The organism is Shewanella sp. BC20 (assembly GCF_003129585.1).
Classification (GTDB): domain Bacteria; phylum Pseudomonadota; class Gammaproteobacteria; order Enterobacterales; family Shewanellaceae; genus Shewanella; species Shewanella seohaensis.
This window is the reverse complement of sequence record NZ_NHRI01000010.1, coordinates 21,198-35,485: the sequence shown is the minus strand read 5'-3', so window position 1 is coordinate 35,485 and position 14,288 is coordinate 21,198. Positions and strand designations below refer to the sequence as shown.

Genomic DNA, 14,288 nt, shown 5'->3' with positions numbered 1-14,288 from the left:
CTACTAATGTCAGACTTTATTTCTCTTTTAAGCCACTCTCTAGCTCAGAGTCCTTGGCTGTTTATTACGTTAAGTTTTGTGTTTGCCGCCACTATTGGTAGCTTCTTAAATGTCATCATTCACCGCTTTCCGGTGATGATGAAGCGCGAATGGCAACAGGAATGTAATCAGTATCTACAGGAATATCATGCTGATATTGTAAAGCAGATTGGCATAGAAAAGCTCAACAAGCCGATAGATACTTACCCTGAAAAATACAATCTAGTGGTACCAGGCTCCGCCTGTCCTAAATGTAAGACCGCAATCAAACCTTGGCATAATTTGCCGATTGTGAGCTGGTTAATGCTCAGAGGAAAATGCGCCGCCTGCGATACTCCAATATCCTCACGCTATCCAATTATTGAGTTAGTAACAGGATTATTAGTTGCAACACTCGCTTGGCATTTTGGTCCTAGCTGGCAATTTGTGTTTGCTGCAGTATTAACCTTTGTATTGATTGCATTAACGGGTATCGATCTGGATGAGATGCTACTGCCAGACCGGATGACCCTTCCACTCCTATGGCTAGGATTACTCATTAACCTCAACCATACCTTTACTACTCCAACCGATGCCGTTATAGGTGCTGCAGCGGGTTATTTGAGTCTCTGGTCGGTATTTTGGCTGTTTAAGTTGCTCACAGGTAAAGAAGGCATGGGTTATGGCGACTTTAAACTGCTCGCCGTATTTGGTGCATGGCTAGGTTGGCAAATGCTCCCCCTAGTCATTTTACTGTCCTCTTTAGTTGGCGCCCTCGTTGGTATCACGCTCATCGTACTCAAACGCAATCAGCTAGCTAATCCAATCCCCTTTGGGCCTTATATTGCCGCTGCTGGTTGGATAGCTCTGATCTGGGGACAACCTATAGTCGATTGGTATCTAAGTACGCTATAAAAACACTGTCTGTATCTTTCTTCAGTGTTTAGCATTCAATATCGGTCAGGATAGTCCAAATCAATTAAGTGCCTTATCTAGATGGGAATCTTATGTCCAAGTTTGTTGTAGGTCTAACGGGTGGCATTGGTAGCGGAAAAACTACCGTTGCCAATTTATTTGCCGAAGAAGGTGTCGATTTAGTCGATGCTGATATAGTCGCTCGCGAAGTGGTAGCAAAAGGCTCAAAAGGACTTCAAGCCATTATCACTCACTTCGGCACTGAAATAGTAACCGAGGCTGGTGAGCTTGACCGGGCACAACTGCGGCAGCGGGTATTTAGCGATGAACAAGCGCGCCAATGGTTGAATCAGTTACTCCACCCTATGATCCGCCAAGAAATGCTTTCTCAAGTCGAAAATGCGACCTCTGACTATGTAATTATGGTTGTACCCTTGCTATTTGAGAACGGGTTAGATAGGTTAGTCAATCGGACTTTAGTGGTGGATATTTCGCCGGAGTTGCAAATCAGCCGTACCGTAAAACGGGACAATGTGGACGCCACTCAGGTAAATAACATCATTAATAGCCAATGTAGTCGCAGTGACAAGCTCGCCAGAGCCGACGACATTATTGATAATCAGGGAGAGATATCAAAACTAAAACAAGAGGTGCAAGCATTGCACCAGCGCTATTTACAATTATCCGGTAATCACAACGCCCATGACTGACTTAGTTTATGAACAGCCTTTAAATGAGAAAATCCGTAGCTACTTGCGGCTCGAATATCTCAATAAACAGCTCTGTAATAACCTAAATCAAGACCACCAGCATAGATGTTTCTACCCTCTTTTCTCCCTGTGCGAATTATCGGAGCGTTGCGACTATCGCAATGAAGTTCTTAAAGATATTGAGCGCAATCTGCTACAACTGAGTAAATGGCAAGAGCTCGACCATGTCGATAGCGAACAGATTGAGTTTTACATTCAAGCATTAATGCAAGCCAGAGAGCCACTACAGCGCCCCGATCGCTGCGGCAGTCAACTCAAACAAGACCGATTTTTATCGGCTCTGCGACAGCGTTTTGGTATGCCAGGCGCCTGCTGCAACTTCGATCTTCCCCAACTGCATTTTTGGCTCGCCAAACCTTGGGAAGAAAGACTGCAGGATTACCAAGCTTGGATCAGCCATTTTGATCCCCTTCTCACTCCCATCATGCTTTTGCTTCAGTTAACTCGCAGTACCGCCCATTTCGATAACGCCACCGCCCATGCCGGTTTTTACCAAGGTGATAGTACCCAAGCACTCTCGTTAGTACGAGTCAAAGTCGATGCCGCCCACGGCTGCTACCCCACCATCAGTGGTCATCGCAATCGCTACGCCATCCACTTTGTCCAATTCGACCAGCAGCGCCACTCAGACCGCAGCATCGAATTCCTACTAGCGACCTGTGCCTGAAGCCTTTACACTAACGACCTCTAAGCTGCTGCCGAGTTAAAGCCAATTTTGCCTACAGGGCATATTTGCGATTCTCAGCGATTCCCTTGTTATTTCAGTCGACTGCTAAGGAGAAGTCTATTATGCCGTTAACCGTCAACTGTCCCATTTGTAAAACCCCAGTAGAATGGGTTCCACAATCCGAATTCAAACCTTTTTGTAGCGAGCGCTGCAAGATGATTGACCTCGGCGATTGGGCCTCCGAAAAACATGCTATTCCGGTCAAATCTGAGTTTGACCTCGACGCATTAGAGGAACTCGGTTACGACGAAGAAAGCTTTTTCAAAGAGTAATACTCAATAATCAGCCCTTTATAAGCAGAATTTTATGACAAAACGCATTCATGTTGCCGTCGGCATTATCCTCAACCCTAACGGGCAAATCTTACTCGCTAAGCGCCCTGAGCATTTACATCAAGGCGGTAAGTGGGAATTTCCTGGAGGCAAAGTCGAACAGGGCGAAACCGTCACCCAAGCCTTGATTCGTGAGCTAAAAGAGGAAGTCGCGCTAATCGTCAGCGCAAGCGAGCCTTTTATGGCGCTAAGCTACGATTATCCCGATAAACAAGTGTTACTCGATATTCACACTGTGAGTGAATTTACGGGAGAAGCGCAAGGGCTTGAAGGGCAACAGATTGCTTGGGTCAATAAACATGAGCTAAGTAGTTACGACTTCCCCGACGCCAATAAACCGATCCTCAGTAAGTTATTGGCACAAACCGAGTAACAACACCACTATTTTGCAGGCAAGATTTAGGTTTTACATTAGCGTTACGTGATCTGGGTTGCAGCAAATTCATCCGCAACTTTTAGAAAGCGCAAATTAGTGTTTGAATGCAAACTCATTATTCTTCTTCGATTTCGAGGGCATATCATGCACAATAACGTCAAAGCACTACTCGCCACGACCGCGTTATTTTTTAGTTGCCAAGTACTAGCAAATGGCGGCTGTGGCTTTGAAGAGCAACAACAGGGCTTGATTGCCACCTGCAGCGAGGAGAAACAAGAAGTGATTTTAACTGGTGTAGTTGAAGCGCAACATTTAATAAAAGATCTCAATGAGTTTGCTGAGGGCTACAAGAGCTATCAGGTGGATACCGCATCCTTAGCCCCTCTTAAGAACATCGCTGAGCCAACCGAAATCGTCGTCATCATCGGCACTTGGTGCCCAGACTGCCATCGCGAAACTCCACGCTTTATTCGCATTATGGAAGAAGTGGCTAACCCCAATATCAAAGTGACTTATATTGGGGTTGATCGCAGCAAGCAAGATCCAGAAGGACTGGCGGCAAAATACGAATTCAAACGTATTCCAACCTTTATCGTGCTACAACAGGGTAAAGAAATTGGCCGTATCGTTGAGCGTCCAACCGTCTCGCTCGAAAAAGATTTAGTCGAAATCTTAAAGTAATCCAATCAGTTAAATAATAAAGGCCGCTAAGTGTACACTTGGCGGCCTTTATCTTTTTAAAATGGAGCTGAGGTTAAATCGCTTCTTCTAAAATTCGCTGCGCCAGCATCACTAACACCCCCTCACGTAGGGCGCCGCCCGATAGTGCCAACTGCTCAATGCCCAAGAATTCAAAGAGCGCGAGTAAAATCGCCACTCCAGCGGCAAATGTCGGTGCGCGCTCGGTACTTAGGCCGAGAATCCCCATAAGGCTGGCATGTTCTTCGGCAAGGATTTCCGCTTTAAGCTGATTCAACACAGCTAAAGTGATGATTTCAGACTGCTTACGGTGCATTAAGACTTCGACCACAGATTGCACCGCGCCAGAGGCCCCCACCACACAGTGCCACCCTAAATCTTTTAGTCTTTGCCTATGTTCACCTAAGACTTCCAACACTTCCTGCTTGGCATCGTCGAAATCGAGCTCTTGCAACGGGGCATTGTTAAAGAAGCGGCGGTTAAAGGTCACGCTGCCCATAGGTAAGCTAGTCTTAAACTGAACTTGGTGGCCATCACCGATAATAAACTCGGTACTCGCGCCACCAATATCGATCACTAAACGTCGACCTTGGCCGCAAGTGGTCGCCACCATGCCTTGATAAATCAGCTCTGCCTCACGCATGCCTGAGATAATCTCAATCGGATGACCCAAGAGCGGAATCGCCTTCTGATTAAACTCATCGGCATTATGGATACAACGCAGTGTCGCGGTGGCAATTACAGCGACATGATTAGGATGGATTTTATGCAGCGCTAACATTTGGGCAAACATTGCTAGACAATCTAGGCCACGCTGCATCACTTCTGCGGTTAGATGACCATCTTCGCCAATGCCTTCGGCTAACCTTACTTTACGTTTGTATTTAGCAATAATGTGTGGCTGACCGCCTTTTGTCTTAGCGATCAGCATATTAAAGCTATTAGAGCCTAAAGTAATGGCGGCATAAGCGGGTGTTGGCATTTAAGGCTGTCTACGCGTCCTGTCATGGCGAGGTGGACGTCCACCACTACGATGGGCACCTTGTGGTCGCCCTGCACCTGAGCGTTCACGTAAATTGCGTGCTCCCGCAGGGTGCTTGCGATGAATTTTGACCGGCGGCGGAATATCTTCCAGCAAGGCATCACGGTCATAATTGCTCACAGGAATAGAGTGATTGATGTAGGTTTCAATCGCAGGCAAATTCAGAGCGTATTCTTCACAGGCAAAACTGACCGATACACCTTTGTTACCCGCACGCCCAGTACGACCAATACGGTGGACGTAATCTTCACAATCATCAGGTAAATCATAATTGTAGACGTGGGAAACATCGGAAATATGCAGTCCGCGCGCGGCAACGTCAGTCGCGACCAGAATATCTAATTGGCCTTGGGTAAATTGCTCGAGAATGCGAATACGTTTCTTCTGCGGCACATCACCCGTCAGCAAACCAACGCGATGTCCATCCCCTTCAAGCCAAGACCATAGGTTTTCACAGCTGTGCTTAGTGTTTGAAAAAACAATGGCCTTCTCTGGCCAATCTTCTTCAATCAGCGTCAGCAGCAAACGCATTTTGTCTTCTTGGGAAGGATAGAAAATTTCTTCTTTGATATTCTTGGAGGTTTTTTCTTCGGGGGCGATTTCGACTTTCACAGGATCATTCATATGATCGTAGGCGAGCTCCTGCACTTTCATCGAAAGCGTCGCCGAAAACAGCATATTCAGACGCTGATCGGCACTGGGCATACGTCGGAATAGGAAACGAATATCCTTAATAAAACCAAGGTCGAACATACGATCGGCTTCGTCTAACACTACGGCTTGAATCGCATTTAAGCTAATAATACCCTGGCGCACATAGTCAATAATACGTCCAGTCGTCCCGATTAAGATATCAACACCTTGATCGAGTACTTTACGCTGAACATCATAACTCTCGCCACCGTAAACAATCCCCACCTTTAAGTGAGTGTGTTTGGCAAGTAGAATTGCGTCTTTCGCGATTTGAATCGCCAGTTCACGGGTTGGAGCCATAATGATGGCGCGCGGCTGATTTAACTGACGGTTTTCAGGAACAGGCGTCGACAATAAATGGTTAAATGTGGCAACCAAAAACGCCATTGTCTTACCCGTGCCCGTTTGGGCTTGGCCGGCGATATCTTTTGATTGAAGTAATACGGGTAATGATAACGCCTGAATCGGCGTACAAAATTCAAAGCCGTTTTCGGCAAGTGCCTGTTTAACCTCTGGATGCAGAGGAAGGTCGGCAAATTTTTGATTAGATAAATGTGTTTGGCTCATAGCGCAAGCATACCATTTGGGGTTGCAATAAGATACTCGATCGTTTGAAATAGCCACATTGTAAAAAGGTAACTTGAAAAGCTATTTTTCAGCCCCAATATACATGGTAAGCCATTAACAAACCAGCAATGGCAACCAAACTGGAGAACATCATGAGCGATAAAATTATATACCTGAGCGACGACAGCTTCGAAAACGACGTATTAAAGGCCGATTTACCAGTATTGGTAGACTTTTGGGCTGAATGGTGTGGTCCATGTAAAATGATCGCTCCAATCCTTGACGACGTTGCCGAAGAGTACGCAGGTCGTGTGACTATCGCTAAATTAAACGTTGACCAAAACAACGTTTCTCCAGCGAAATATGGCGTTCGTGGTATCCCAACTTTACTGTTATTCAAGAACGGTGAATTAGCGGCAACTAAAGTTGGCGCACTGTCAAAAACTCAATTAAAAGAGTTCATCGACGCACAAATCTAATTTGTTGTCGCTATGAGTGACCTCCGGCACAAGCTTTAATTAATTGTGCCGGAATACCCCTAAATTTCTGGACGCCCCGCTTTGTTAGTGCTACTTTAATAACCAGATTCTTTCTAACTAAACCACTTCTCGCTCGTCAATCACTATCCTGAATCACAAACTTTACTGATTGATCGCGGTAAGCTTTGTCGCGTAACACAAGATCCCCAACATGAACTTAACTGAATTAAAAGACACGCCGATATCCGACCTAGTCTCGCTAGCCGAAAATATGAAACTCGAAAATATGGCCCGCGCTCGCAAGCAGGACATTATTTTCTCTATTCTTAAAGCCCACGCCAAAAGCGGCGAAGACATTTTCGGTGGCGGTGTATTAGAGATACTCCAAGACGGATTCGGTTTCTTACGTAGTGCAGATGGATCTTACTTAGCTGGCCCGGATGATATTTATGTATCACCAAGCCAAATTCGCCGCTTTAACATGCGAACGGGCGACACGATTTTTGGCAAGATTCGCCCACCAAAAGAAGGTGAACGTTATTTTGCCCTGCTAAAAGTTAACGAAGTTAACTTCGATAAACCTGAAAACTCTCGCAACAAAATCCTCTTTGAAAACTTAACTCCACTCCACGCAGAAGAACGTATGCGCATGGAGCGTGGTAATGGCTCTACTGAAGACATCACTGCCCGTATTCTGGATTTATGCTCACCTATCGGTAAGGGTCAACGTGGTCTGATCGTCGCGCCACCAAAAGCGGGTAAAACCTTATTACTGCAAAACATTGCTCAGTCAATCACCTACAACAACCCAGAAGTGGTGTTGATGGTACTGCTGATAGATGAACGTCCTGAAGAAGTGACCGAGATGCAACGCCTAGTTCAAGGCGAAGTGATTGCATCGACCTTCGACGAACCAGCTAGCCGTCACGTACAAGTGGCTGAAATGGTCATTGAAAAAGCCAAACGTTTAGTTGAGCACAAGAAAGACGTTGTGATCTTACTCGACTCTATCACTCGTTTGGCTCGCGCCTACAACACTGTTATCCCATCATCGGGCAAAGTGTTAACCGGTGGTGTGGATGCCAACGCCCTGCACCGTCCTAAGCGCTTCTTCGGTGCGGCTCGTAACATCGAAAACGGCGGCAGCTTAACAATTATTGCCACCGCATTGGTTGATACCGGCTCGAAAATGGACGAAGTGATTTACGAAGAGTTCAAAGGTACTGGTAACCAAGAACTGCATCTGTCACGCAAGGCCGCTGAAAAACGCGTATTCCCTGCGATTGACTTCAACCGCAGTGGTACTCGTCGCGAAGAAAAGCTGACCGCACCTGATGAACTGCAAAAGATGTGGATCCTGCGTAAGATCTTAAATCCAATGGATGAAGTCAGCGCAATGGAATTCCTGATCGATAAACTGGCGATGACTAAGACTAACGAAGAATTCTTCACCGCGATGAAACGCGCTAAGTCTTAATCTAGGTTTAGGGTCAAATCTTTCAAAAAAGCCGCTTAATGCGGCTTTTTTATTGCACCGAGTTTGGCAGTACAAGATTAAATCACAGAGCGTTGAGCCCTCTTCAAAGAGGAAATCACGAAGGCAATCCACTTATGAACTCCCTTAGATTCCTGCATTCAATTGTTATTTAAACTGCGTTTCAGATTTGAGGTACGTCGCCAGGGCTCGACTTAAGGTTTGAGTCTGTTGCCTGAGCATTTCACGAAGTAACAGCACCACGGGCGTGACATGCTCACGCCCTGGACACACTAAGTATAAATTAACCGACTCACCGCGATATTCAGGTAGCAAGGGCACAAGGCGCCCAGCCATAATATCCTCCGCCAGATCTAAGCTCGACTTGAACACTAAACCCTTACCAGCTACGGCCCAACGACGCGCAATTTCTGCATCATTGGCGCTGCGATTGCCCGTCACGCGGATTTTAAATTCCTGGCCATCACGCTCAAATTGCCATTGATCATGGGTGCGGTCATCGAGTTTATAAAACAAGCAATTGTGCTGCGCTAGCTGTTCTAAGGTTTCGGGTTTGCCAAACTTGGCGAGATATTCAGGTGAAGCACATAGCAATCGGTCGGCGCAGCAAATCGGAAAAGCGACCTGATTGGAGTCCTGAGGTTTACCGTAACGCACCGCGACATCAATTTTATCGTGGTAAAAGCTGCTGATGTTATCGCCCAAATGCAGCCGTACCTGTAGCTGCGGAAAATCTAACAGGAAGTCATCGAGCCAAGGGACAAATAAGTTACGCCCAAAATCGGATGAAACCGACAGGCTCAAGGTGCCAGAGACTTTACCTTTATCGCTGGCAATCGCCTGCTCCCCGAGGGCGAGATCACTCAAAGCGCGTCGGCAATGAATAAGATAGCGCTCACCTTGAGCAGTTAATCTCAGGCTTCGGGTCGTACGTACAAATAGGCTAGTATCGAGTTGTTTTTCAAGCCGTTTAATCGCTGCGCTCGCCGATGCAGCCGAGAGTTCCATTTCAACCGCAGCAGCTGAAATACTGCCGCAATCGGCAACGCGAACAAATAGTGCGAGATCATTCAGCAGCATGATTTTCAAAAATCCTTTGAAAAAATTACAAAGTTTACCCCGTTTATCTAGGCTTTAATATTCCACACAATAGTTGCCATTGACAAGTACAGACACCAGCCGCAAGCGAGGAATCAAGATGAAAGCCATAGGTTATCAAACCGCGGGAGCCGTCGATGCACCCAATGCATTACAAAACATCAGCTTACCCGAACCTACACCGCAAGGTTTTGACCTGTTAGTTGAGGTAAAAGCCATATCCGTTAATCCCGTCGATACCAAAATCCGCGCATCAAGCTCAGCTCCAGCAGGGGAATATAAAATCCTCGGTTGGGATGCGGTCGGAGTCGTTAAAGCCGTGGGGGACAAGGTGAGCCTGTTTAAGGTGGGCGATGAAGTCTGGTATGCCGGCGATATTAGCCGCAGCGGCAGTTATGCCGAATATCAGTTAGTCGATGAGCGCATTGTGGGCCATAAACCGCAAACCTTAAACAATGCCCAGGCTGCCGCCCTGCCCCTAACCAGTATTACGGCTTGGGAGCTATTGTTTGATCGCTTAGGCTTACCTCAGGATGGCTCGGCCACGAATGCGCGAATTTTGATTATCGGTGCCGCTGGAGGTGTAGGATCTATCATCACCCAACTGGCGGTCAAGCTAACTGGCGCCGAGGTAATTGGCACAGCATCACGCCCCGAATCTGCCGCTTGGGTGAAAAAGTTAGGCGCGGATCAGGTTATCAATCACCAACAGCCACTCTCGCAGGAACTGGCGAAGTGGGATATTGCCGATGTCACCCATGTGATTAGCCTAACCCAAACCGATAAGCACTTTGACGAAATCGTAAAAGTCCTCAGACCCCAAGGTAAGCTGGCGCTCATTGACGATCCCGTCGGCCCACTGGACGTGATGAAGTTTAAACTTAAAAGCCTGTCACTACATTGGGAGCTCATGTTTACCCGCAGCCTCTTTCAAACCGAAGACATGATTGCCCAGCATCATCTGCTCAATCGTATCGCCGAGCTGATTGATACAGGCACAGTTCAAAGTACCTTTGGTGAGCACTATGGCGCCATTAATACGCAAAACTTACTTAAAGCGCATGCACAAATAGAGTCGGGTAAGGCCATAGGTAAAATCGTGCTCGAAGGATTTAGCCAATGAAAGTGACAGTTTTTGCACAAATTCAAGCTCGTTCTGGCCAAGGCAAAGCCTTGTCTCACGTCCTTAAGCAACTGGTTAAAGCAACCCTGACCGAGGTCGGTTGCTTAGAATATACGTTGCACCAATCCATAGAGGATGCCGATCAGTTTTGGATGTATGAGGTGTGGCAATCCCAAGCAGCCTTGGATGCGCATATGGCAAGCCCGCACTTTAACGACTTTGTGACTAGCTCAAACGCTATCATGGACAAGGCGAGCATTAACAAGGCCTATGCCTGCTAACCTCACCAAGTAAAAAGCGCCTAATCAGGCGCTTTGCTTTTTGAATCAAACAGCTAACAGAAATTAAACTAAGGTCATCGCCATTTTGCGGCGCAGATAGGCTATCTGCTGCATATGGGGCAAATCCTTCGGACAGTTGTCTTGGCAGCCGAGCAAGGTCATACAACCAAACACGCCATCCTGATTGCCAATCACATGGTAAAAATCTTCAGCCGTGCGCGCATCGCGGCTATCGAGTTCAAAACGGGCGATTTTCATCATGCCTACGGCCCCAACAAAGGTCTCACGCATTTGTTTAGTGGCACAGGCAGACACACAAACACCACACTCGACGCAGCGCTCTAATTCATAGAGCCGCGCCGCTTCCTCTGGCGCCATAGGCTCTTCGAGGCGATGGATACTGATATCATTCGCTTTGGGGTGTAACCACAGCTTCAAGCGCTCGGCGAGTTCACGCATAAACTTACCCGTGTTAACCGATAAATCACCAATCAATTCAAAGCCAGGTAATGGCATCAGGGTGATTTCTCCCTTGGGATATTTGGCGGTTAAGGTGCGGCAAGCTAAGGTTGGGAAACCATTGATCACCATGGCACAACTACCGCAAATCCCCGCCCGACAGACAAAGTCAAACTGCAACGACGTATCTTGCTCTTCTCTGAGCTTATTGAGAGCAATAAATACCGTCATGCCCGGCGTTTCGGTGAGCTGATAACGCACCATCTTCGGCTTATCGTTTGGCTCCTGCGGATCATAACGAAAAATATTAAAGGTTAACTGGCGACCTTGGCTCATTATGATTTTTCTCCTAGCACATTGGCTGATGGTCTTTGTAAGGTATCGCTTAAACGTTCATTTTTAGCTTGTAAGCTCGGCGGCAGCTCGAATGGCATCAGCGCCGCTTGGCGTTGATAACGATCGGCATCGTCACCCAGCCCTGCCAAAATCTCGGCAATTTGTTGCTCGCGTTTGGCTGTATCCGGGTGTGCGATGGCATTATCGATACCATAACCCCGGTATCCCGGCGGCAGCTCCATCTTCATCACATCCAACGGCTCGTAGCTTAAAACGGGGGCCAACGCCTCGGCATCGGGCCAACTGGCGAGAGTACGGTTGAGCCAGTCTCTGTCATTACGCTGCGGATAATCCTCACGGGCGTGGGCACCACGGCTCTCGGTACGTGCTGCAGCGCCGCAGGCCACAGTCAACGCCACCTTGAGCATCCGCTTCACCCTTAGCGCTTCTACCAGCTCTGGGTTAGCGTGGCGTTTCTTACACTTAACTCCGAGCTTACGTGACCGTTCAAGCAGCGCCTTTAGCTCAGTCACCGCTTTATCAAGCTCTGGGCCGTTACGGAAAATCCCCACGTAATCCATCATAATCTGCTGCATTTCGCGTTTAAGTTCAAAGGGACTTTCATGGCCTTCGCCATCGACTAAGGTGTCGATTTCAGTCTGCACCTGCCGCATAAATTTTTCGGCAAGCTGAGTGTCGATTTCAAGGCTATTATTCTCACAAAAATCAGCCACATATTTGCCGATAATCATGCCGCCCACCACAGTTTCTGCGAGCGAGTTACCGCCCAAGCGGTTAAAGCCATGCATATCCCAGCAGGCCGCTTCGCCGACGCTGAATAAGCCCTTAAGCTGCGGACTCTCGCCCGTTGCCTTAGTGCGGATCCCGCCCATGGAATAGTGCTGAGTTGGACGAACGGGGATCCAATCCTTCGCAGGGTCAATCCCGAGGAAATTCTCGCAAATCTCCTGCACTTCACGCAGGTTGGTTTCGATATGCTTGCGCCCAAGCAGGGTGATATCGAGCCATAAATGTGGGCCATAGGGACTATCGACGCCCTTCCCTTTACGCATATGTTCAGTCATACGGCGAGACACCACGTCCCGCGACGCCAGCTCCTTCTTCTCTGGCTCATAGTCAGGCATAAAACGATAACCGTCTTTATCCCGCAGCAAGCCACCATCACCACGGCAACCTTCTGTGGTTAAAATCCCCACGGGCACAATCGCCGTTGGGTGGAACTGTACTGCTTCCATGTTGCCAAGGGTCGCAACGCCCGTTTCGAGCGCCAGCGCCTGACCTATACCCTCGCAGATAATCGCGTTGGTTGAGACTTCATAAATGCGGCCATAGCCACCGGTGGCGATAGTGGTCGATTTCGCGACATAGGCACGCAACTCGCCCGTGATTAAACAGCGGGCAATTACCCCGTGGCAACGTTGACCGTCGTGGATAATCGCCAGCGCTTCGACGCGTTCGTGGACAGGAATATCCATCGAAATCGCTTTGTTATCCATGGCATAGAGTAAGGAGTGGCCGGTACCGTCGGCGGTGTAGCAGGTGCGCCACTTTTTGGTGCCACCAAAGTCACGGGCATTGATCAGACCGTGGGCTTCTTCGGCTTCCTGCAAGGTGACTTTTTGTGCGTTAACAATGACGTCCCTCGGGCCTGCGGTTACACGTGTCCAAGGCACACCCCAGTTTGCTAATTCACGCACCGCCTTAGGCGCACAATGGGCAAACATTCTGGCGACTTCTTGATCGCAGCCCCAGTCCGATCCTTTCACCGTATCTTGAAAGTGCACGTCTTCATCATCGCCCATGCCTTTGACTGCATTACCAAGGCTTGCCTGCATTCCGCCCTGCGCCGCCGCAGAGTGAGAACGTTTAGCGGGGATAAGTGATAGCACCAAGGTATCTAACCCGCGCTCTTTAGAGGCAATGGCCACCCTCAGGCCAGCCAATCCGGCACCAACCACTAATGAATCGGTATAAATCAGTTTCACGCCAGCTCCTTAACGGGTACTGCTGTTATTGTTTTAGGACAACACTCTTTTGTTATATTCGCTTAACTCGCGTGGGGTAAAAATGCCAATAAGGAGGCAATCCCTACAGTGACAAACGCGATACTCACAATGGTTTTAATCTTACGTAAACGGCTGCGACTATTGAGATCCCGCGCCGCGCCCCACTTCAGTGCTACGCGGTAAATTCCGATGGCTGCATGTAACTCCACCGTCAGCAATAGCGGCAGATACACCATCCACACGCCTTGGTTCCAAATCCGCTCTGCACTGCCCTGCGGGCCTATGGTTTCTGGCGCCGAGCCGATAAGCCACAGATGCACTGGCAGCAATAACAGGATCACCACACCCGTAATGGCCTGCCAACGCCAGAGGCGAGTATCACTGTGATTGATCACTTGCATCTGTTGTTTTAGCGCTCTTTGCTGGCGCAAACTCATGGGTAACTTTTGCAGTGCCACAATCACATGCACCAATGCTAGGGCGGCGATCCCCACAGCAATACAAGTCACCACCCAGGGATAGCCATGGCCGTCACTGGAGAGAAAACTCAGCTCCATAGTGCGAGCCACCCAGTTCATGGCATCGCCACCCAATAAAATGGATGACACCAGCACTAAGTGGGTCCACAAAAACACCGCCAGAATGACACCCGACAAACTCTGGCTTAAATCCAGCCACGCACTCCATTTTTTTATACTTAGTTTGATTGCCATTACTTTCGCCTCGCGCCGCAGGCTCCTAAGAGCCCTGCTTGATAAGTTGTCCTCGAAAATTAATATCGCTCACAAATCCATCAAAAAACCTGAGTTAGATCAACTAGGAGGCGAATAATTAATCGAATGCTTAAATAT

16 protein-coding genes are annotated in these 14,288 nt (G+C 48.1%); 10 read left to right on the top strand and 6 right to left on the bottom strand.

From position 1 onward, the window contains the following. Positions 1-6 precede the first annotated feature (6 nt). The 6 genes from CBX96_RS11665 (at position 7) to CBX96_RS11640 (ending at position 3,819) form a co-directional block, all read left to right on the top strand. Entirely contained in the window at positions 7-933 is a 927-nt protein-coding gene (locus CBX96_RS11665; RefSeq protein ID WP_109286812.1) for an A24 family peptidase, read from the top strand. Positions 934-1,025: 92 nt separating this feature from the next. Further along, complete coding sequence (gene coaE, locus CBX96_RS11660; protein ID WP_109286811.1) at positions 1,026-1,643, top strand: dephospho-CoA kinase; 618 nt, start codon at positions 1,026-1,028, stop codon at positions 1,641-1,643. Continuing rightward, positions 1,636-2,370: a cell division protein ZapD gene (zapD, locus tag CBX96_RS11655; protein WP_109286810.1), complete on the top strand. Its 735-nt coding sequence runs from the start codon at positions 1,636-1,638 to the stop codon at positions 2,368-2,370. The genes coaE and zapD overlap by 8 nt, the downstream gene beginning before the upstream one ends. A 122-nt stretch (positions 2,371-2,492) precedes the next feature. Then, complete coding sequence (gene yacG, locus CBX96_RS11650; RefSeq protein ID WP_109286809.1) at positions 2,493-2,702, top strand: DNA gyrase inhibitor YacG; 210 nt, start codon at positions 2,493-2,495, stop codon at positions 2,700-2,702. Positions 2,703-2,736: 34 nt separating this feature from the next. Next, positions 2,737-3,135, top strand: a complete 399-nt coding sequence (mutT, locus tag CBX96_RS11645; RefSeq protein ID WP_109286808.1) for an 8-oxo-dGTP diphosphatase MutT — start codon at positions 2,737-2,739, stop codon at positions 3,133-3,135. A gap of 147 nt (positions 3,136-3,282) precedes the next feature. Further along, positions 3,283-3,819 (top strand): thioredoxin family protein, encoded by a 537-nt coding sequence (locus CBX96_RS11640; protein WP_109286807.1) that lies wholly within the window; start codon positions 3,283-3,285, stop codon positions 3,817-3,819. Between the two features lie 73 nt (positions 3,820-3,892). Here the strand turns inward: CBX96_RS11640 and CBX96_RS11635 are convergent, their stop codons facing one another. Next, the gene (locus CBX96_RS11635) at positions 3,893-4,819 is read right to left on the bottom strand and encodes an exopolyphosphatase (RefSeq protein WP_109286806.1); all 927 of its coding nucleotides are present in this window, start codon (positions 4,817-4,819) and stop codon (positions 3,893-3,895) included. Further along, on the bottom strand, positions 4,820-6,139 hold the full coding sequence (gene rhlB, locus CBX96_RS11630; RefSeq protein ID WP_109286805.1) for an ATP-dependent RNA helicase RhlB: 1,320 nt from the start codon (positions 6,137-6,139) through the stop codon (positions 4,820-4,822). Between the two features lie 152 nt (positions 6,140-6,291). On the opposite strand from rhlB, the gene trxA reads away from it, so the two are divergent. Then, positions 6,292-6,618 carry a thioredoxin TrxA gene (trxA, locus tag CBX96_RS11625; protein ID WP_011070766.1) on the top strand — a complete coding sequence of 109 codons (327 nt, stop codon included), beginning with the start codon at positions 6,292-6,294 and terminating at the stop codon, positions 6,616-6,618. A 211-nt stretch (positions 6,619-6,829) separates the two neighbouring features. Further along, complete coding sequence (gene rho, locus CBX96_RS11620) at positions 6,830-8,095, top strand: transcription termination factor Rho (RefSeq protein WP_109286804.1); 1,266 nt, start codon at positions 6,830-6,832, stop codon at positions 8,093-8,095. 165 nt (positions 8,096-8,260) lie between these two features. On the opposite strand, the gene CBX96_RS11615 is transcribed toward rho, so the two are convergent. Then, positions 8,261-9,193 (bottom strand): LysR family transcriptional regulator, encoded by a 933-nt coding sequence (locus CBX96_RS11615; RefSeq protein ID WP_109286803.1) that lies wholly within the window; start codon positions 9,191-9,193, stop codon positions 8,261-8,263. Positions 9,194-9,311: 118 nt separating this feature from the next. Between CBX96_RS11615 and CBX96_RS11610 the strand changes: the two genes are divergently transcribed. After that, entirely contained in the window at positions 9,312-10,334 is a 1,023-nt protein-coding gene (locus tag CBX96_RS11610) for a zinc-binding alcohol dehydrogenase family protein (protein WP_109286802.1), read from the top strand. Continuing rightward, the gene (locus CBX96_RS11605) at positions 10,331-10,615 is read left to right on the top strand and encodes a putative quinol monooxygenase (protein ID WP_109286801.1); all 285 of its coding nucleotides are present in this window, start codon (positions 10,331-10,333) and stop codon (positions 10,613-10,615) included. The genes CBX96_RS11610 and CBX96_RS11605 overlap by 4 nt, the downstream gene beginning before the upstream one ends. A gap of 63 nt (positions 10,616-10,678) precedes the next feature. Here the strand turns inward: CBX96_RS11605 and CBX96_RS11600 are convergent, their stop codons facing one another. From CBX96_RS11600 to CBX96_RS11590, 3 genes are all read right to left on the bottom strand, one after another. Continuing rightward, positions 10,679-11,410: a fumarate reductase iron-sulfur subunit gene (locus CBX96_RS11600; protein ID WP_011070759.1), complete on the bottom strand. Its 732-nt coding sequence runs from the start codon at positions 11,408-11,410 to the stop codon at positions 10,679-10,681. Further along, positions 11,410-13,416 carry a fumarate reductase flavoprotein subunit gene (locus CBX96_RS11595; RefSeq protein WP_109286800.1) on the bottom strand — a complete coding sequence of 669 codons (2,007 nt, stop codon included), beginning with the start codon at positions 13,414-13,416 and terminating at the stop codon, positions 11,410-11,412. Before CBX96_RS11595 ends, CBX96_RS11600 begins: the two co-directional genes overlap by 1 nt. Positions 13,417-13,478: 62 nt before the next feature. Then, entirely contained in the window at positions 13,479-14,150 is a 672-nt protein-coding gene (locus CBX96_RS11590; RefSeq protein WP_011621208.1) for a fumarate reductase cytochrome b subunit, read from the bottom strand. Between the last annotated feature and the right edge of the window lie 138 nt (positions 14,151-14,288).

Bases quoted from the DNA above. Each gene is read 5' to 3' on its own strand.
- CBX96_RS11665 (WP_109286812.1), top strand. From the start codon at position 7: ATGTCAGACTTTATTTCTCTTTTAAGCCACTCTCTAGCTCAGAGTCCT.
- coaE (WP_109286811.1), top strand. From the start codon at position 1,026: ATGTCCAAGTTTGTTGTAGGTCTAACGGGTGGCATTGGTAGCGGAAAA.
- zapD (WP_109286810.1), top strand. From the start codon at position 1,636: ATGACTGACTTAGTTTATGAACAGCCTTTAAATGAGAAAATCCGTAGC.
- yacG (WP_109286809.1), top strand. From the start codon at position 2,493: ATGCCGTTAACCGTCAACTGTCCCATTTGTAAAACCCCAGTAGAATGG.
- mutT (WP_109286808.1), top strand. From the start codon at position 2,737: ATGACAAAACGCATTCATGTTGCCGTCGGCATTATCCTCAACCCTAAC.
- CBX96_RS11640 (WP_109286807.1), top strand. From the start codon at position 3,283: ATGCACAATAACGTCAAAGCACTACTCGCCACGACCGCGTTATTTTTT.
- CBX96_RS11635 (WP_109286806.1), bottom strand. From the start codon at position 4,819: ATGCCAACACCCGCTTATGCCGCCATTACTTTAGGCTCTAATAGCTTT.
- rhlB (WP_109286805.1), bottom strand. From the start codon at position 6,139: ATGAGCCAAACACATTTATCTAATCAAAAATTTGCCGACCTTCCTCTG.
- trxA (WP_011070766.1), top strand. From the start codon at position 6,292: ATGAGCGATAAAATTATATACCTGAGCGACGACAGCTTCGAAAACGAC.
- rho (WP_109286804.1), top strand. From the start codon at position 6,830: ATGAACTTAACTGAATTAAAAGACACGCCGATATCCGACCTAGTCTCG.
- CBX96_RS11615 (WP_109286803.1), bottom strand. From the start codon at position 9,193: ATGCTGCTGAATGATCTCGCACTATTTGTTCGCGTTGCCGATTGCGGC.
- CBX96_RS11610 (WP_109286802.1), top strand. From the start codon at position 9,312: ATGAAAGCCATAGGTTATCAAACCGCGGGAGCCGTCGATGCACCCAAT.
- CBX96_RS11605 (WP_109286801.1), top strand. From the start codon at position 10,331: ATGAAAGTGACAGTTTTTGCACAAATTCAAGCTCGTTCTGGCCAAGGC.
- CBX96_RS11600 (WP_011070759.1), bottom strand. From the start codon at position 11,410: ATGAGCCAAGGTCGCCAGTTAACCTTTAATATTTTTCGTTATGATCCG.
- CBX96_RS11590 (WP_011621208.1), bottom strand. From the start codon at position 14,150: ATGGCAATCAAACTAAGTATAAAAAAATGGAGTGCGTGGCTGGATTTA.